This window comes from Pantoea sp. X85 (assembly GCF_029623675.1).
GTDB classification, from domain to species: Bacteria; Pseudomonadota; Gammaproteobacteria; order Enterobacterales; family Enterobacteriaceae; genus Pantoea; species Pantoea leporis.
The window spans coordinates 1,780,163-1,798,605 of the sequence record NZ_CP121108.1; the positions used below are offsets into that span (position 1 = coordinate 1,780,163).

The window sequence follows — 18,443 nt, forward strand, 5'->3', positions numbered from 1 at the left end:
AGCGGATATGCAACAGCCTCAACATGACGTGATCATTGAAACCCGCAACGTGTCGCGCATCTATCCCGGCGTCACCGCGCTGGATCAGGTCAATTACCGCGTCTATCGCAATAAAGTTAACGTGCTGATTGGCGAAAACGGTGCCGGCAAATCCACCATGATGAAAATGCTGGCGGGCGTGGAGATCCCGTCATCCGGCGAGATTCTGCTGGACGGCGCAGCAGTGTCGCTGAGCTCCACGCATCAGGCGGAAAAACAGGGCATCAGCATTATTTTTCAGGAGCTGAACCTGTTTCCCAATATGAACGTGATGGACAACATCTTCATGGCCAATGAGTTTTTCCAGCGCGGCGTGATCAACGAGAAGTATCAGTATTCGCTCGCCAAAGCATTGCTGGAACGGCTGGAGCTGGATGTCGATCCCTACGCGCCGCTGGCTGAACTCGGTATCGGCCATCAGCAGCTGGTGGAGATCGCCCGCGCGCTGTCCAAGGACACGCGCGTGCTGATCATGGATGAACCGACCAGCGCACTCAGCCAGTCAGAAGTGAAAGTGCTGTTCAACGTCATCGACCAGCTTAAACGGCGCGGCGTCACCATTATCTATATCTCACATCGGCTGGAAGAGCTGATGGAGATTGGCGATCACATCACCATCTTCCGCGACGGACGCTTCATCAGCGAACGCGAAGTCCGCGACGCCTCGATTCCGTGGATCATCGAGCAGATGGTGGGCGACAAGAAGAAACACTTCGATTACCAACCGGCGACGCAGGGTGAAACGGTACTCAGCGTCAACGGGCTGACCGCGCTGCATCAAAACGGCGGTTACAAGCTCAATGATGTCTCTTTCTCGCTGCGAAAAGGCGAAGTGATTGGCATCTACGGTTTGCTTGGCGCCGGGCGCACCGAGTTGTTCAAAGGGTTGATTGGCATGATGCACTGTCAGTCGGGCAGCGTCAGTCTGAACGGCGAAGCGCTGGAGAAGCGCAGTTTCCAGCAGCGACTGAAAAAAGGCATCGCGCTGGTGCCGGAAGATCGTCAAACCGAAGGCGTGGTACAGCTGATGTCGATCACCGCCAACATGACGCTCAGCGATCTCAGCCTGCGGGGTTTCCGCCGTTGCTGGCGCAAGCTCAATCCGCACAACGAGCAGCGCCGTGTGGATGAAATGATTGGCCATCTCGCCATCAAGGTCAGCGATCCCGAGCTGCCGATCACCTCCTTAAGCGGCGGCAATCAGCAAAAAGTGGTGCTGGGCAAAGCCCTGATGACCGGGCCGCAGGTGGTGCTGCTGGATGAGCCCACGCGCGGCATTGATGTGGGGGCAAAAACCGATGTTTATCACCTGATTGGCAACCTGGCGCAGCAGGGATTGGCGGTGATGTTCTCCTCCTCCGAACTGGATGAAGTGATGGCGCTGGCTGACCGCATTCTGGTGATGGCGGATGGTCGCATCACCGCCGATTTACCGCGCGCGGCGGCCACGCGCGAAGCCCTGATTAGCGCCTCAACGCCACATGATTGAGCCCGCTGGAGAGTAAAACGATGAATCAAAAATACCTGATCTATATGTACCTGCTTAAGGCGCGTACCTTTATTGCCTTGCTGATCGTGGTGAGTTTCTTCAGCTTTATGGTGCCTAACTTTCTCACCACCTCCAACCTGCTGATCATGACGCAGCATGTGGCGATTACCGGCTTGCTGGCGATTGGCATGACGCTGGTGATTTTGACTGGCGGCATCGATCTTTCGGTCGGTGCGGTGGCGGGCATATGCGGCATGGTGGCGGGTGCGCTGCTCACAAACGGCTTACCGCTGTGGGGCGGCAACGTACTGTTTTTCAATGTGCCCGAAGTGATTCTGGTGGTGGCGCTGTTCGGCGTGGCGCTGGGATTGATTAATGGCGCGGTGGTGACGCGACTCGGCGTAGCGCCGTTTATCTGTACGCTCGGCATGATGTACGTGGCACGCGGCGCCGCGCTGCTGTTCAACGATGGCAGCACCTACGCCAACCTTGTCGGCACGCCAGCACTGGGTAATACCGGCTTTGCCCTGCTCGGTTCGGGTTCGATATTGGGCGTGTATATCCCGATATGGATGATGCTCGGCTTCCTGCTGCTGGGGTTGTATCTGACGCGTAAAACACCGCTGGGTCGTTACATCTATGCCACCGGTGGCAACGAATCGGCGGCGCGCCTGGCGGGTGTGCCGATTATCAAGGTCAAAGTGTTTGTCTACGCCTTTTCCGGCTTGTGCGCCGCGCTGGTCGGTTTGATTGTGGCGTCGCAGCTGCAAACCGCGCACCCGATGACCGGCAACATGTTCGAGATGGACGCCATCGGTGCCACGGTGCTGGGCGGCACGGCGCTGGCGGGTGGACGCGGTCGCGTTTCAGGCTCGATTATCGGTGCTTTTGTCATCGTGTTTCTCGCCGATGGCATGGTGATGATGGGCGTCAGCGATTTCTGGCAAATGGTGATCAAAGGCCTGGTGATTGTCACTGCGGTGGTGATCGATCAGTTCCAGCAAAAATTACAAAGTAAGGTGGTGCTGCTGCGCAGACATGAAAAAAAGCAGCAATCGGCCGCCCTGCCTGAAGCGACACATGGATAACAGGAGGCAATATGACACGCGATTTTAGTGGAAAGACGGTGGTGATTACCGGCGCCTGCCGCGGCATTGGCGCGGGCATTGCAGCGCGCTTTGCCCGCGACGGGGCGCGTTTGGTGATGGTGTCGAATTCGGAACGCGTTTTCAGTACCGCGCAGGCCATCGAACAGCAGTTTGGCAGTGAGGTTCTGGCGCTGCAGGTCGATGTTACCGATGAAACGGAGGTACAGCAGCTTTATCAGCAGGCGGCTGAGCGCTTTGGCAGCATTGATGTGTCGATTCAGAATGCGGGGGTGATTACCATCGATCGTTTCGATGCGATGCCCAAAAGTGACTTCGAGAAGATCCTTGCGGTGAACACCACGGGCGTGTGGCTGTGCTGCCGGGAAGCGGCGAAATATATGGTGAAACAGGGCAGCGGCAGCCTGATCAACACCTCGTCCGGTCAGGGACGGCAGGGTTTCATTTATACGCCGCACTATGCCGCCAGCAAGATGGGCGTGATCGGTATTACTCAAAGCCTGGCGCTGGAGTTGGCGCCGTGGCATATCACGGTGAATGCCTTCTGTCCGGGCATCATCGAGAGTGAAATGTGGGACTACAACGATCGCGTGTGGGGCGAGATCCTCAGCAGCGATAAAAAGCAGTATGGCAAAGGCGAACTGATGGCCGAATGGGTGGAAAACATCCCGCTTAAACGCGCAGGGCAGCCGGAAGATGTCGCTGGCTTGGTGGCTTTCCTCGCCTCTGACGATGCGCGCTATATCACCGGGCAGACCATTAATGTGGATGGCGGTTTGATTTTCTCCTGATAGTTCGCTGTTGGGTCGCCATTGATGGCGTCATGCTAAACATGAAGCCTCATGATCGCACCTTCCGGAGCGGCGTGATTCATCGCGCAGTGAATTGCGTAATGCCGATCAGTTAAGCGCTGTATCAAATCTCCGCACCTTCCGTAGCGGCGCGATTTATCGCGCAATGCATTGCGCCGCTACAATGTGCGCGCTCAATGATTTGAGAGGTCACCTCTTGATGGGCAAGCAGGGCACAACACATTGCGTCGCCTGCTTACCTACATTCTGATTTTTTCGTTTTCTGCCTTAATCGAAACCAGACATGTCCGGCACTTGCATCAGAATATGCTAGGGTAGACTTATGCAGTTTTGTGAGCCACCTCTAATTCTGAACCGGGTCGAACCCTATTTTTAGCTATGTTATTTACTTTGTTATCACCCAAAAGCGTGCGTTATCTCTCTGGTTTTTCACTACTTGCCGCATCCGCGCCTGCGCTGGCGTTGATCTCTGACACTAAACTCGCCGATGCGCCGTTTAGCGATCCCACACGTTTCCAGAAAATGGCCGATCAGTTGCCTGCATTGGGTTATCAGGATGAAACGGAAGCATTCAACAAAAAACTGGCGACTATTGCCAAAAGCATTGGTGAAGCCAGCCAGAACAGTACGGACGACAATGCCCTTGGCCAGCAGGCTGGGCTGTGGGCCTTTAACCATTTCCGCGATGAAGTGGGCAATCGACTGGTTGATGAAGGCCAGTCGCTGTTGTCACCGTATGGCAATGCTCAAATCGATTTCAATGTGGATATGGAGGGCAATTTTGCCGGCAGCGGTGCGTCGCTGCTGACACCCTGGGCGGATAACTATCGCTATCTGACCTTCAGTCAGGTTGGCTTTCATCAAACTGATGATGGGCTGGTCGGCAATGCTGGCCTCGGGCAACGTTGGGTGGCAGGAAAATGGCTGCTGGGCTATAACGGTTTTGTCGATCGCATGTTCAGCAGTGGCCTACAGCGCGCTTCGCTGGGTACCGAAGCGTGGGGCGATTATCTGCGCTTCTCCGCCAACTACTATACGCCGCTCTCAGGTTGGCAGGATCGCAATCCCTTCCAGCAGCAGCGCATGGCGCGCGGCTATGATTTCACCACGCAAGGCTATTTGCCGCACTATCGCCAACTCGGTGCGTCAGTAAGCTGGCAGCAATATCTGGGCGATAACGTCGATTTGTTTAGCTCCGGCAATCGCTACCATAACCCATCGGCGTTGACCTTTGGCGTCACCTACACGCCGGTGCCACTGGTAACCTTATCCGCCAGCCATAAAACCAGCGACAGCGGTGAGAGCCAGGATCAGCTCGGCTTGCGCCTCAACTATCGCTTTGGCGTGGCGCTCAGCCAGCAGCTGAGTCCGGATAACGTAGCGGCTGCGCACTCACTGCGCGGCAGTCGCTACGATAACGTGACGCGCAGCTATACGCCGGTGCTGGAATATCGCCAGCGTAAAACGCTGTCGGTGTTTCTCGCTACGCCGCCGTGGCAGCTGAATGGCGGAGAAAGTTTGCCGCTGAAATTGCAAATCCGCAGCACCAATCCGATCGCTAAAGTGATGTGGCAGGGCGATACCCAGGCGCTGAGCCTGACGCCGGGTGCCAATCCCAACGATCCGCAGGGTTGGAGCGTGATCCTGCCCGCGTGGGATAGCTCGCCGGGCGCGCACAACAGCTATCGCTTGTTGGTGGTGTTAGAAGACAGTAAACAGAATCGCGTCACCTCGAACGAGATCGTCCTGCAATTGCAGCCGCCGTTCTCACTGGATCAGGGCGATGATGATCGCTTTGATTTGATGGCGCCGTAATCGCCTCGCACCAATAAAAAAGGGCAGCTTTCGCTGCCCTTTGCGCATATTCAGCCGACACTAGCCGAACAGCCATGAGGGTATTGCCACTTAGAACTGGTAAATCAGACCCACAGCGGTGACATCATCAGAAGCGATGCCCAACGCATTATCATCTTTCAACAGGTTGATCTTGTATTCAGCGTACACAGACATGTTTTTGTTGAAGTAGTAGGTTCCACCGACAGCGACGTATTTGGTGAGATCGACATCACCAATATTTTCAATCTCTTTGCCTTTCGATGAAACATAGCCGATTGAAGGACGCAGTCCGTTAATGAACTGATACTGCGCAACGGCTTCAAAGTTAACGGCTTTGTTAGCGAAGCCACCAGTGATTGGGGTTGCGTTGAGCGTTTCGCCGTACATGGTTGCCAGGTAAATCTGGTTAGCATCGTATTTCAGGCCCGCAGTCCAGTGCTGTGCTTTCTCACCTTCGCCACGTAAGGCCTGGTTCTGCGTATTGGTACGATCCAGGCTCGCGTAAGCGCCAACCACGCTCAGACCGAAATCGAAGTCGTATGAAGTGGAGAGCGCGAAGCCATCACCATTCGAACGGCGTACGGCAACGTTTGCATCGTTACGATCGTTTTTACCTTCGTACTGTGCAGCAACGTTCCAGCCTTTCACCAGACCGAAGAAATCTTTGTTGCGCCAGGTCAACACGCCACCTGAGCGGCTAGACAGGAACCCATCAGAGTAACCTTGATCGCCACCAAAGAAGGGCAGCATATCGGTGTAACCCAGCACGTCATAAATCAAACCGTAGTTACGACCGTAATCGATCGAGCCGAACTGACCAAACTTCAGGCCAGCAAAGCCCAGGCGGGTTCTGTTACCGCTGTTGGCATCGCTGCCTTCAGAGTTGCTCAGGCTGTACTGGTACTGCCATTGACCGTAGCCGGTCAGTTGATCGTTGATCTTGGTTTCGCCTTTAAAACCAATACGGGTATAAGACGAGGTATCACCATTTGACCCTTCGTTATCGGAGAACAGATGCGAGACGTTAATTTTGCCAGTCAGGTCCAGCTTGTTGCCATCTTTGTTATAGATTTCGGCGGCCTGAGCCGAAGAGAGTCCCAGCAGTAAAGGCATCACTGCTGCCAGTAAGGAGCGCTTCATCATTTAATTTTTACCCTGTGATATTTTTTAATTTTGTCCCCATCTGCGGGGTGAAAAGAAAATGACACAAAAGGTTCAAGATCGACAGTGCAATATATGTAACTAAATATTTCTCGTTAACTTTTTGTGTGATTTTTAATCTTAATTTCCATTATGTGGAATTTTGTATTGGTTAAACTTATCCATAAGACAACATGTGTAATGATGATTTTAATATTTATGCATATGATTTTATTGAATAACTTTAAATTTAAAGATGCGTAAATAAAATCAGTAGCTTGTTCGTGAAATAGCACAAGCCTATGCATTATTGTTCAATAGCAAATATCTGAATCCAGCTAATCATTAGCAGAGTAATTATCGGCTTCATGGCTTTGTGTCCTTTTATTTCTGTTCTGATAATAACCTTGGTCACAAAATGTTATTTACCTCTTAGCTAAACAATGAACTGGTGAAATAATATTCAATCCCGCGAGGCAAATGTTAAAACCCGATTAATTCCCCGGCCGCTAAATTTGCACCGCGCTATCACTTTCCTGCACCAATCAGGCACATTGCGCCCCAAAAAAGTGCGTTTATCGCATTAATTTGGCGAAATATTTCCTGCCCGATCACAAAAGCAATATTTCATTTTGCCGATGCATAAATCCGCTAAATAAATTACTGCTATTCAGCCTGCATCAGACTGATATTCACTTTTTATGCAATTAAAGTGAATATCAGTACCTGTTAAGTTATTGATATTACGTAGTGATAAGACGGTTATGCATTTTTGCGGCTGGCTGGCACGCTATCTGCAATATACAGTAGAGCTGCCACTTAACATTTTTAACAATTTCAAAACAAAAGGCTTCACCGGGTGTGGAGCAGGAGAAAGGGCTATGTCACTGCAGGTTTCACGTCAGAATTTCGATCAATGGATGATGCCAGTTTATGCACCCGCGGCTTTTATTCCGGTCCGCGCGGAAGGTTCAACGCTGTGGGATCAGCAAGGCAAAGAGTATATCGATTTTGCCGGTGGCATTGCGGTTAACGCATTGGGACATGCGCATCCGGCGTTGCAGCAGGCGCTAATCGAACAGGCCGGCAAACTGTGGCATACCGGTAACGGCTACACCAATGAACCGATCCTGCGTCTCGCCAAGCAGTTGATTGATGCCACTTTTGCCGATCGCGTGTTCTTCTGTAACTCCGGCGCTGAAGCGAATGAAGCGGCGCTGAAACTGGCACGTAAAACCGCACACGACCGTTTCGGTGCTGAGAAAAATGGCATCGTTGCTTTTAATAATGCTTTCCACGGTCGCACGCTGTTTACCGTGACAGCAGGCGGACAACCGGCCTATTCCCGGGATTTTGCGCCGCTGCCACCGGCGGTCGAACACGCTAATTTCAACGATCTGGCCTCGGCGGCCGGGCTGATCAATGACCGAACCTGCGCGGTGATCGTCGAGCCGATTCAGGGTGAAGGCGGCGTCCTGCCAGCCGATCCCGCTTTCCTGCGCGGACTGCGTGAACTCTGCGACAAACATCATGCGCTGCTGATTTTTGATGAAGTGCAAAGCGGCGTGGGTCGCACCGGTTCGCTGTATGCCTATATGCATTACGGCGTGACGCCGGATGTATTGACCACCGCCAAAGCGCTGGGTGGCGGCTTCCCGATTGGCGCAATGCTGACGCGTGAAGATCTGGCGCAGGTGATGGGCGTGGGCACGCACGGCACCACCTACGGCGGCAACCCGCTGGCGGGCGCAGTCGCGGGTAAAGTGATGGAGCTGATTAATCAGCCGGAATTTATGGCCGGCGTGGCCGAGCGTCATCAATGGTTTGTTACGGCGTTGCAGGAACTGAACAAGCGTCTGCCGGTATTTAAAGAAGTGCGCGGGTTGGGTCTATTGATTGGCGCCGTGCTAAACGACGATTTCGCCGGTAAAGCCAAACAGTTCAACCTCACCGCGGCCGAAGAGGGCGTAATGGTGCTGATAGCAGGTGCCAACGTGGTACGTTTTGCGCCAGCGCTGAACATCAGCGAGCGCGAAGTTAAAGAAGGTTTGGCGCGCTTCGAACGTGCCTGTGAACGCGTGCTCAAAGGAGCCACATCATGATGGTGATTCGCCCCGTCGAACGTGACGATCTCTCGCAGTTGTTGTCGCTGGCGGGCAAAACCGGGGGCGGCTTAACCTCGCTGCCCGCGGATAGCGAAACGCTCAAAGCCCGTATTGAGCGTTCGCTGCTCACCTGGCAAGGTGCGCTGCCGCCAGCCGAACAAGGCTATGTGTTTGTGCTGGCCGACAGCGAGGATAATCGTGCCGTCGGCATTTGCGCCATCGAAGCGGCGGTGGGTTTGCAGGATCCCTGGTACAACTTCCGCGTTGGCACGCAGGTACACGCCTCGAAAGAGCTGAACGTTTACGCCAGCCTGCCGACGCTATCGCTGAGCAACGATCACACCGGCAGCAGCGAACTCTGCACGCTGTTCCTCGATCCCGATTACCGCGATGGAAAAAATGGCCATCTGCTGTCGAAATCGCGCTTTCTGTTTATGGCCAACTTCCGCGACCGCTTTATGCAACATGTGGTGGCGGAGATGCGTGGCGTCAGTGATGACAATGGCCACTCGCCATTCTGGGACAGCGTCGGCAGCCGCTTCTTCTCGATGGAGTTCAGCAAAGCCGACTTTCTGAGCGGCACCGGGCAAAAAGCCTTTATCGCCGAGCTGATGCCCAAACATCCGCTCTACATTCATTACCTGTCTGAAGCGGCGCAAAAAGTGATTGGCGAAGTCCATCCGAAAACCGCGCCCGCGCGTGCGGTGCTGGAGGCGGAAGGTTTCCGCTATCTCAACTATGTCGACATCTTCGACGGCGGCCCGACGCTGGAGTGCGAAATCGATCGCATTCGTGCCATTCGCAAGAGTCGCCAGTTAACCGCTGAGAGCGGTGCAGCCGATGAAAGCTGGCCGCTGTGTCTGGTGGCCAACGCGGATTTTCAGCATTTCCGCGTGGCGCTGCTGCCGGTGGATATGGCATCCGGCACGGTAAAACTGACTGAAAGCCAGCGCGCGGCGCTGCATTGCAACATTGGCGATCAACTGCGTGTGGTCACGCTGTGTCGCGAGGAGAAAAAAGCATGACGCATTTTATTCAAGGTCAATGGGTGACCGGCGGCGCTGACGCCCTGAACAAACTCAATCCGGTTAGCGGCGAAACGCTGTGGCAGGGCAAAGCGGCATCGGCAGCACAAGTGGCTGCGGCCTGCGAAGCGGCGCGCGCGGCGTTCCCGCAGTGGGCGAGAAAACCGTTTGCGGAGCGTCAGGCGCTGGTGGAAGGGTTTGCCCGTCTGCTTGAAAGCCACAAAAACGCGCTGGCGGAAACCATCGCCCAGGAAACGGGCAAGCCGCGCTGGGAAACGCTGACCGAAGTGCAGGCGATGATCAACAAAATCGCCATTTCGATTAAGGCCTATCACAGCCGCACCGGCGAACAGGCCGATGGAGAGAGCTCGCTGCGCCATCGTCCGCACGGCGTGTTGGCGGTGTTTGGTCCGTATAATTTTCCCGGCCATCTGCCGAACGGCCATATCGTGCCAGCTCTGCTGGCGGGTAACTGCGTGGTGTTTAAGCCGAGCGAGCTGACGCCGCTGACGGCGGAGAAAACCGTGCAGCTGTGGCAGCAAGCCGGTTTACCAGCGGGCGTAATGGCGCTGCTGCAAGGCGGTCGTGAAACCGGCCAGGCGCTGGCCAATGCGTCGCAAATTGATGGCCTGCTGTTTACCGGCAGCGCCGCCACCGGCTATCACCTGCATCGTCAGTTTGCCGGGCAGCCAGAAAAAATGCTGGCGCTGGAGATGGGCGGCAACAATGCGTTGATTGTTGAAGATCCTTCTGATCTTGATGGTGCGGTACACATCGCCATTCAGTCGGCCTTTATTACCGCTGGACAGCGCTGCACCTGTGCGCGTCGTCTGCTGGTGAAGCGCGGTGCGGCGGGCGATGCCTTCCTGCAGCGTTTGGTTGAGGTCAGTGCGCGCTTGCAGCCTGGCGCGTGGGATGCCGAACCGCAGCCGTTTATGGGCAGCGTGATTTCCCCTGCCGCCGCTGGACATATTTTTGCCGCCTGGCAGCAGCAGGTGGAAAAGGGCGGGAAAGTGTTGCTCGGCATGCACTGGCCGGACCGCGACAGTGCCATCATCACGCCGGGCATCATTGATGTGACCGAAGTGAAAGATTTAGCGGATGAAGAAGTCTTTGGTCCGTTGCTGCAGGTGATTCGTTACGACAGCTTCGAGCAGGCGATTGCTATCGCCAATAATACCCGCTATGGCTTGTCGTGCGGTCTGATTTCGCCGCAGCGCGCGCAGTTTGATCAGCTATTGCTGGAGGCGCGCGCCGGTATCGTTAACTGGAACAAACCGCTGACCGGCGCGGCCAGCACCGCCCCCTTTGGTGGCATTGGCGCATCCGGGAATCATCGTGCCAGCGCGTGGTACGCCGCCGATTACTGTGCATGGCCAATGGCGTCGCTGGAGAGCCCAAGCCTGGCGCTGCCGGGCAGCTTAGCGCCGGGCCTCGATTTCTCCGTGCAGGGGGCGAAATAATGCAAGCATTTGAAGCGAACTTTGATGGGCTGGTCGGCCTGACACATCATTACGCGGGATTGTCGTTTGGTAACGAAGCCTCGACGCGCAATCAGCTGCAGCCCTCAAACCCGCGTCTGGCGGCGAAGCAGGGTTTGCTGAAGATGAAAGCGCTGGCGGATATGGGCTACGTACAGGGCGTGATCCCGCCGCACGAACGTCCTAATCTGCCGCTGCTGCGCCAGCTCGGCTTTGGCGGCAGCGATGAGCAGGTGCTGGCGCAGGCGGCGAAGCACGCGCCGCAGCTGCTGTCGGCGGCCAGCTCAGCCTCAGCGATGTGGGTGGCGAATGCCGCCACGGTGTCACCGTCGGCGGATAGCGCCGATGGTCGCGTGCATTTCACCGTCGCCAATCTGAATAACAAATTCCATCGCGCCATTGAGGCGCCGGAAACTGCCGATCTGCTGCGCGCGATTTTCCGTCATCCGCAGCACTTCTGCGTGCACGATGCGCTGCCGCAGGTGGCGCAGTTTGGTGATGAGGGCGCGGCCAATCACAATCGTTTCGGCAGTGATTACGGTGATGCGGGCGTGCAGCTGTTTATTTATGGCCGTGATGGTCAGCAGCAGGGCGCAACGCCAGCACGTTATCCGGCGCGTCAAACGCGGGAAGCCAGCGAAGCGGTGGCGCGGTTGCATCAGCTCGATGCGCAACGCACGCTGTTTGCCCAGCAAAATCCAGCGGTGATTGATCAGGGCGTGTTTCATAACGATGTGATTGCGGTGAGCAATCAGCAGGTGCTGTTCTGCCATCAGGATGCCTTTGTGAACCAGCCGCAGTTGCTGAGTGACATCGCCGCCCGCGTTAGCGGTTTCCAGCCGATTGAAGTGCCGCGCGATAAAGTATCGGTAACCGATGCGGTCAACACCTATCTGTTTAATAGCCAGCTGTTGCAGCGCGCCGACGGCGGTATGCTGCTGGTGCTGCCAGAAGAGTCACGCCAGCATATAGGCGTGTGGCGTTATCTTACCGAGCTGGTGGAGAGCGGCGGGCCGATCCGTGAATTGAAAGTTTTCGATCTGCGTGAAAGCATGTTTAACGGTGGCGGTCCGGCCTGTTTGCGTCTGCGCGTGGTGTTAACCGAAACCGAGCGTCAGGCGCTGAATCCGGCGGTACTGATGAACGATCGCCTGTTTGCCACGCTCAACGATTGGGTGGATCGCCACTACCGCGATCGCTTAACTCAGGCCGATTTAGCCGACCCGCAACTGCTGCGTGAAGGGCGCACCGCGCTGGATGAGCTGACGAAGCTGCTAGACTTAGGCAGTGTCTACGCGTTTCAGCGTTAACGCCGGGGTGAGAGGTTCGCCCCACGTCGTTAAAAAGGAGTGAACATGCAGGATTTTTTACAGCAGACCTTGTCTGGTGAGCCGCCACAGCAAAGAGAGGGCAGCAACGATCATCTCAGTTGGCAATGGCACAACGAGGGACTGATGTCCCTCACGCCGCATACGCCCACACAGCAGGCGCTGGTGCTCTCTGCGGGCATTCACGGCAATGAAACCGCGCCGGTTGAGATTCTCAATCTGTTGCTGACGCCACTCTTAAAAGGCGAGAAGCCGCTGGCAGTGCGCTTACTGGTGATTTTGGGTAATCCCGCCGCGTTGCGCAGCGGCAAGCGCTATCAGCAACATGATATCAATCGCCTGTTTGGTGGACGCTGGCAGCAGGTGGCCGATGTACCCGAAGCGCAGCGCGTGCTGCAGCTGGAGCAGGAGCTGGAGAGTTTCTGGCGCGCCTGTCTCGATCATGAAGTGCGCTGGCACCTCGATCTGCATACCGCGATTCGCGGCTCGTATCATGCGCGTTTTGGCGTGATGCCGCTGAATCCCAATCCGTGGCCCGAGGCGTTTATGCACTGGCTGGCCGCGGCAGAAATGGAGGCGCTGGTGTTCCATCGTTCACCGGGCGGCACCTTCACCCATTACAGCTGCGAGCACCATAATGCGGCGAGCTGCACGCTGGAGCTGGGCAAGGCTTTGCCGTTTGGTGAGAACGATTTAAGCCAGTTTGCTGGCGTACAGCGGGCGCTGGCGGCGTTGCTGTATGGCGATGCCTTGCCGGAGGTGCGTGAGCAGCCTCGCCATTATCGCGTGGCGCAACAGCTGACCCGGCACGGCGATAAGTTTGTGTTGCACATGGGGCCGGAGACGCTGAACTTCACCGCTTTCCCGCAGGGCACGCTGCTGGCGGAGGAGGGTGACCGGCGTTACTACGTGCAGCAGGCGCGCGAGTATGTGCTGTTTCCCAATCCGAATGTCGCGCCAGGATTGCGCGCGGGGCTGATGCTGGTGGAGGAGAATGAACAGACGCAGGCGCTGGCGTTGTGATTTTCCCTCACCCTAACCCTCTCCCGCAGGCGGGAGAGGGCCAGGGTGAGGGCATCAACGCGCCGACATTTCCCTTCCTGAAAACCGACAATACCGTTACACTCCTCCTTAATTCCTGCGTTTTTCCCTTGATTGTCATAAACTTTTTCAATTCCTCATGCATTTCTTCTCTTTCTCTCCATGATTGCCTGATCTCAGTCTTTTATGCTTTCAGGGCTTTACTCAGCCTCTGAGTAGTTGACGTTCAGCGTCGTATGCTTGTTTCCGAAGACGCGACACAGGCTGTCGTCATTAAACTGATAAGTAAGGACAATATTATGCGTAAATTAACTTCTGTGTTCCTGGCTACCGCAATGGCTTTTGGTGCTGCAAATATCGTCCATGCAGCGGCAGACAACCTGACTCCGCCGCCAGCAGGCAGCGAAAAACCGATGCACAAGCCGCCGATGCGCCATCACGGTATGGAGATGATGTTTAAAGGTCTGAACCTGACCGATGCGCAGAAAGCGCAGATCAAAACGATTTTGCGTGATGGACATAAAGAGATGAAACGCCCGTCGCTGGAAGAGCGTCGTGCTGACCATGCCATCATCGCTTCCGATACCTTTGACCGTGCGAAAGCCGAAGCGCAGGCTGAGAAGATGACGGCGAATGCCAAAGATCGTGCGCTGCAGATGATGGAAACCCAGAACAAGATCTACAACGTGCTGACGCCAGAGCAGAAGAAACAGTACAACGCGAACTTTGAGAAGCGCTTAACCGAGAAAGGCCCGCACGATGGCAAAACGCCACCACCGCCGGCTGATGCTGAATAAGTTCCTTCACTAACGGAATAGAGACCGCCGGGGTTGTCCATCGCATCTGATGCTTTGGGCAACCTCGGCGGTTTTGTTTTAAAGCTCGATCAGCGGGAACACACCAGAAAGCAGCGGACGGCAGAGAATTTTGTAGCCGTCATGATCAAAGCCGTGCGAGGCGCGCTGCAGCTGGCGCGCTTCGGCCTCGCTGCTGACCGATCCCAGCCAGAACCAGTGATCGATCACATGGATTTGCGTAATGTTTGTCCCCGTTTCCACCATGCCAACCGGGCCTTGCCACGGCCAGCATTGAATGCGCATCTGCTCTAATGCCGCATGCAGGCGCTGCTGATGCTCAGCAACCGACTCGTTACCACAGCAGGCACCGGCGCAGCGTTTTAGTGCAGCGCGAAAACAGCCGCGTCCCGGACGCAACGACTCCAGCCCAAGCAAGCCGTGGCACAAGCGCTGCTCATCGGCGATGGCTTTTAGCTTCTCCAGCGCGGCAAAGCGACTGCGAAACAGGCCATAAAGATTGGGCGAGCGGGAGAAGTCGAGATCCTTTGCATACACCACCTGCGGCGCACCGTCGCCCAGCTGCAGCGAACAGAGCTGGCGGTTCTTACGCAGGCGCTTATTAAACAGCGGCTGTTGCGTTTTGATCATCTGCGCTTCCAGCAGCTGAGCGCCGACATCGCCAGCGGTCGGGATCCAGGTGACGCGCCGCGCCTGACGCAGCATTTTGGCTTCATCCGGCGCCCGGAAATGCGCCATCACCCGACTGCGCAGGTTGACGCTTTTGCCGATATACAGCGGCAGATTTTCGCTTTCACCGTGAAAGGTATAGACGCCCGGCTGGTTGGGTAAACCTTCCAGCCACTGACGTAGATGTTCGGGATATTGATAGATGGCTGCCGCATCGAAATCGAGGCGGTGGCTGGCTGCACGTCTGACCAAAGCACACTCCAATTACTGGTTGTTCATCCAGTGTATCAAACTGTGCTTTTTCTCGCCAGTCAGCGGCGATGAGAAAGTTTCCCGCCCGGACGGCGGGAAACGCCATGCACTTACTTCTTCCAGAAGTCGTCGAACACGGTGATCGGCGGGCGACGTTTGTGCTCAGTTTTCAGATACCAGCCTTCAATGGTTTTTGCCGCGGCGGCATCGATGGTTTTGCCTTCCAGGTAGGCATCGATTTGCTGATAAGTCACGCCGAGCGCCACTTCATCCTGCAAGCCGGGACGATCATCTTCCAAATCGGCGGTGGGATGCTTGAGATAGAGGTGTTCCGGGCAGCCCAGCGTTTTCAGCAGCTGTTTGCCCTGGCCTTTATGCAGGCGGAAGATCGGGTTGATGTCGCTGCCGCCGTCACCGTACTTGGTGAAGAATCCGGTGATCGCCTCTGCCGCATGGTCAGTACCGACCACCACGCCTTTGGTCATGCCGGCGATGCTGTACTGCGCTTTCATGCGCTCACGTGCTTTTTCATTGCCGCGCACGAAATCCGATACCGTAATACCCGCATCTTTCAAGGCACGTTCGCTGGCCAGGATCGCTTCTTTGATGTTCACCACCAGCGTGCGATCGGGTTGGATAAATGCCAGCGCATCCTGACAATCCTGCTCATCGGCCTGCACGCCATACGGCAAACGCACGGCAATAAAGGTGTAATCGTTATCGCCGCTCTCTTCACGCAGTTCGCGAATCGCGGTTTGCGACAAAATGCCGGTCAGTGTCGAATCCTGGCCGCCGCTGATGCCGAGTACCAGCGTTTTCAAAAAGGGATGGGCTTTCAGGTAAGACTTCAGAAAATCAACGCTGACGCGGATCTCCTGCTGCGGGTCGATAACCGGTTTTACACCAAGGGCTTCAATGATTTCCTGTTGCAGTGACATGAACCTCTCCTCAAGTCAGTAGCCTGACGGCACAATGCGAATCATCTGCTAAAGCTAACGCCTCTCCCCACAAACAACAAGCCGCACGGCTGGTTGTTCAGGTTATTTGCTGGCAAATCAGACGTTTTTTGCCTTCTGCACCAGCAGATTGAACGACACAATCGCCAGCATAAAGCAGCCAAAGATGGTGCCGGTCATGCTCGCGACCGAGGTGCCGCCCAGGCCGGTAATGGGTACGCTGATGGCACCAAAGGTGAACATGCCGACGCCAATCACCGCCGAGGCGCTGCCCGCGCGCTGGCCCTGGCTCTGCATCGCCAGCGAAGAAGCGGTGGTGGCGATCACGCCATTACTGGCGATGGTGAAGAACAGCGCGACCAGCAGAACTGGCAGCGCTGCGCCGGTAAGTCCCGCCAGCAGCAAGCAGCTCGACGCAACAAACGCCAGCGTCAGGCCACCTTTCAGTACGCGATATTCTCCCCACAGCGGACAGAGGCGCGCACTGGTTTGTGATGCAATAATCAGGCCGAAGCCGTTGGCAGCGAAGCAGAAGCTAAAGGCTTGCGGCGTCAGGCCGTACAGCTGTTGCAATACAAACGGCGAGGCGCCGATATAGGCAAACATGCCGGACATCATAAAACCTTGCGTCAGGCAGAAGCCCATAAACTGCCGATGTGTGACGACCTGGCCGAGCGCCGCCCAGGCGGAAAAGATCGAGCCCTGACTGCGGCGCGCTGGCGGTAAAGTTTCGTGCAATTTCCAGCGGGCAAGGAAGATCAGCATGACGGCGATGCAGCCGAGCACCACGAAAATGCCGCGCCAGTTAAGCACCGTCATCAAGGCGCCGCCCAGCACCGGCGCACCAATCGGCGCTAAACCGTTGACCAGCATCAGCAGTGCAAAGAAACGCGTCAGCTCATGGCCGCTGTACATATCTCGGGCAATGGCACGCGACAGCACCGCGCCGCCGGCGCCTGCCAAACCTTCAAACAGACGCGCTACCAGCAGCGAGTGGATGTCTTTTGCCAGCGCACAGCCAATCGAGGCAATAAACAGCAGCACCAGCGATAACAGCAGCGGACGGAGGCGACCAAACTTGTCGCTCATTGGCCCAAACAGCAATTGACCCGCACCTAAACCCAGCAAGCCAGCGGTGAGGCTCAGCTGCGCCGTGGCGGTTTCGGTGTGCAGATCGCGCGCCAGCTCCGGCAGCGCCGGCAGATATAGATCAATACAAAGTGGCCCGAGCGCAGCGAGCAGGCCCAGCGTGATGGCATAAACCAGCCGATGAGAAGGTGCAGGTGTCATTAATCCTCTGTCTTTATTCATTGCTATAGGTATTTTTTCGCGGGTGATTATACGAACCGTAGCGCATCAACACAGCATTTTTACCAAATCCTAACGCTTCGGAATTTAGCTAAATTTATCCCATAAAGTTGATAAATCTGGATTTATGTTCCAGGCTAATTTCACACGGACAAAAAAACGAGGAACAACAACATGAATAAAGTGATGGGATGTATCGCTGCCGCTATGACGCTGGCAGCCCTGTCTGGTTGTACGACTTATGACAAAGCCGAAAGCTACGTAACCAAGCCGGTAGTGAAGGATGTTAAGAAAGGCATGACGCGCGATCAGGTTCGCCAGATTGCCGGCCCAGCGTCTACTGAAATCACCATGGTTCACGCTCGCGGCACTTGCCAGACTTACGTGATTGGCGAGCGCGACGGCAAACCGCAGACCTACTTCGTGAGCTATAACGACACCGGTCGCGTCATGAACTACGGTTTCCAGAGCTGTAAAGACTACGATACCGATCCGCAAGCGGCTCAGTAATCGCAGCAGAATAAGAAACGGCCCGTCATTGACGGGCCGTTTTTCGTTGGGGCGCTTATAAACCGTAAGGACGCGGCACTTCGATATACTCGCCGCCAATCTCGCGCTGGTAGTAGTGACCTTCCTGCACGTAATAACGCTTGCCGTTGAAATCCAGCACGCGCATACCGCCGCCCGGCGGGGCTTCAGGCGGCTGCACCACCACATAGGTGTCGCCCTGACGCTGATAGTAGTTACCGTTCAGCATGTAATAGGTCAGACCGCCCAGCAACACGGCGGTTGCTGCTTCGGGTAGGAAACGCAGCGGGCCGGGACCGCCCCAACGTGGACCTCCACCCCAATGCGGGCCTGGGCCGGGGCCCCAACCGCCGGGATGGGCAAAACTGATGGCTGGTGTTAATAAGGTTAACGCCAGCACCGAGGCGATAACTGTTTTCATCGGTGATTCTCCTGCTGTGATTAACAGCAGAATTGGCTTTACTGAGCGAAAACTCAAGCGAAAAGCAGCTGATTTTTCCTCTGTTTACCATG

Annotated in this window: 16 protein-coding genes; 11 read left to right on the plus strand and 5 right to left on the minus strand. The window is 55.7% G+C overall.

Annotation, left to right across the window (positions count from 1 at the left end; genetic code table 11):
• The first annotated feature begins 7 nt into the window (after positions 1 to 7).
• From P6287_RS08305 to P6287_RS08320, 4 genes are all read left to right on the plus strand, one after another.
• Entirely contained in the window at positions 8 to 1,528 is a 1,521-nt protein-coding gene (locus tag P6287_RS08305) for a sugar ABC transporter ATP-binding protein (protein ID WP_101764598.1), read from the plus strand.
• A 20-nt stretch (positions 1,529 to 1,548) separates the two neighbouring features.
• The gene (locus P6287_RS08310) at positions 1,549 to 2,616 is read left to right on the plus strand and encodes an ABC transporter permease (RefSeq protein WP_192413550.1); all 1,068 of its coding nucleotides are present in this window, start codon (positions 1,549 to 1,551) and stop codon (positions 2,614 to 2,616) included.
• An 11-nt stretch (positions 2,617 to 2,627) separates the two neighbouring features.
• Positions 2,628 to 3,425 (plus strand): glucose 1-dehydrogenase, encoded by a 798-nt coding sequence (locus P6287_RS08315; RefSeq protein ID WP_101764596.1) that lies wholly within the window; start codon positions 2,628 to 2,630, stop codon positions 3,423 to 3,425.
• Between the two features lie 399 nt (positions 3,426 to 3,824).
• Positions 3,825 to 5,261, plus strand: a complete 1,437-nt coding sequence (locus P6287_RS08320) for a YchO/YchP family invasin (protein WP_277974774.1) — start codon at positions 3,825 to 3,827, stop codon at positions 5,259 to 5,261.
• 90 nt (positions 5,262 to 5,351) lie between these two features.
• On the opposite strand, the gene P6287_RS08325 is transcribed toward P6287_RS08320, so the two are convergent.
• A complete protein-coding gene (locus P6287_RS08325) occupies positions 5,352 to 6,425 on the minus strand; it encodes a porin (RefSeq protein ID WP_277974775.1) in 1,074 nt (357 codons plus the stop codon).
• Positions 6,426 to 7,303: 878 nt separating this feature from the next.
• Here P6287_RS08325 and P6287_RS08330 point away from each other — a divergent pair.
• The 6 genes from P6287_RS08330 to spy all read left to right on the plus strand — a co-directional run bounded on the left by P6287_RS08330 (position 7,304) and on the right by spy (position 14,199).
• Positions 7,304 to 8,524 carry an aspartate aminotransferase family protein gene (locus P6287_RS08330; protein WP_222181873.1) on the plus strand — a complete coding sequence of 407 codons (1,221 nt, stop codon included), beginning with the start codon at positions 7,304 to 7,306 and terminating at the stop codon, positions 8,522 to 8,524.
• The gene (gene astA / locus P6287_RS08335) at positions 8,521 to 9,552 is read left to right on the plus strand and encodes an arginine N-succinyltransferase (RefSeq protein WP_217546841.1); all 1,032 of its coding nucleotides are present in this window, start codon (positions 8,521 to 8,523) and stop codon (positions 9,550 to 9,552) included. The genes P6287_RS08330 and astA overlap by 4 nt, the downstream gene beginning before the upstream one ends.
• Positions 9,549 to 11,015 carry a succinylglutamate-semialdehyde dehydrogenase gene (gene astD / locus P6287_RS08340; RefSeq protein WP_277974776.1) on the plus strand — a complete coding sequence of 489 codons (1,467 nt, stop codon included), beginning with the start codon at positions 9,549 to 9,551 and terminating at the stop codon, positions 11,013 to 11,015. The genes astA and astD overlap by 4 nt, the downstream gene beginning before the upstream one ends.
• Positions 11,015 to 12,343 carry an N-succinylarginine dihydrolase gene (gene astB, locus P6287_RS08345; protein ID WP_277974777.1) on the plus strand — a complete coding sequence of 443 codons (1,329 nt, stop codon included), beginning with the start codon at positions 11,015 to 11,017 and terminating at the stop codon, positions 12,341 to 12,343. The genes astD and astB overlap by 1 nt, the downstream gene beginning before the upstream one ends.
• Before the next feature lie 45 nt (positions 12,344 to 12,388).
• Positions 12,389 to 13,384 carry a succinylglutamate desuccinylase gene (gene astE / locus P6287_RS08350; protein WP_101764588.1) on the plus strand — a complete coding sequence of 332 codons (996 nt, stop codon included), beginning with the start codon at positions 12,389 to 12,391 and terminating at the stop codon, positions 13,382 to 13,384.
• Positions 13,385 to 13,701: 317 nt separating this feature from the next.
• The gene (spy, locus tag P6287_RS08355) at positions 13,702 to 14,199 is read left to right on the plus strand and encodes an ATP-independent periplasmic protein-refolding chaperone Spy (protein WP_137385657.1); all 498 of its coding nucleotides are present in this window, start codon (positions 13,702 to 13,704) and stop codon (positions 14,197 to 14,199) included.
• Positions 14,200 to 14,277: 78 nt separating this feature from the next.
• On the opposite strand, the gene cho is transcribed toward spy, so the two are convergent.
• The 3 genes from cho to P6287_RS08370 all read right to left on the minus strand — a co-directional run bounded on the left by cho (position 14,278) and on the right by P6287_RS08370 (position 17,384).
• A complete protein-coding gene (cho, locus tag P6287_RS08360; RefSeq protein WP_101764586.1) occupies positions 14,278 to 15,138 on the minus strand; it encodes an excinuclease Cho in 861 nt (286 codons plus the stop codon).
• Between the two features lie 110 nt (positions 15,139 to 15,248).
• Complete coding sequence (nadE, locus tag P6287_RS08365; RefSeq protein WP_101764585.1) at positions 15,249 to 16,076, minus strand: ammonia-dependent NAD(+) synthetase; 828 nt, start codon at positions 16,074 to 16,076, stop codon at positions 15,249 to 15,251.
• Between the two features lie 117 nt (positions 16,077 to 16,193).
• On the minus strand, positions 16,194 to 17,384 hold the full coding sequence (locus tag P6287_RS08370) for a multidrug effflux MFS transporter (RefSeq protein WP_192413540.1): 1,191 nt from the start codon (positions 17,382 to 17,384) through the stop codon (positions 16,194 to 16,196).
• 192 nt (positions 17,385 to 17,576) lie between these two features.
• Here P6287_RS08370 and osmE point away from each other — a divergent pair, with 192 nt between their 5' ends.
• Entirely contained in the window at positions 17,577 to 17,912 is a 336-nt protein-coding gene (gene osmE / locus P6287_RS08375; RefSeq protein WP_007892614.1) for an osmotically-inducible lipoprotein OsmE, read from the plus strand.
• Positions 17,913 to 17,967: 55 nt separating this feature from the next.
• Here the strand turns inward: osmE and P6287_RS08380 are convergent, their stop codons facing one another.
• On the minus strand, positions 17,968 to 18,351 hold the full coding sequence (locus P6287_RS08380) for a DUF6515 family protein (protein ID WP_101764583.1): 384 nt from the start codon (positions 18,349 to 18,351) through the stop codon (positions 17,968 to 17,970).
• Positions 18,352 to 18,443: the final 92 nt, after the last annotated feature.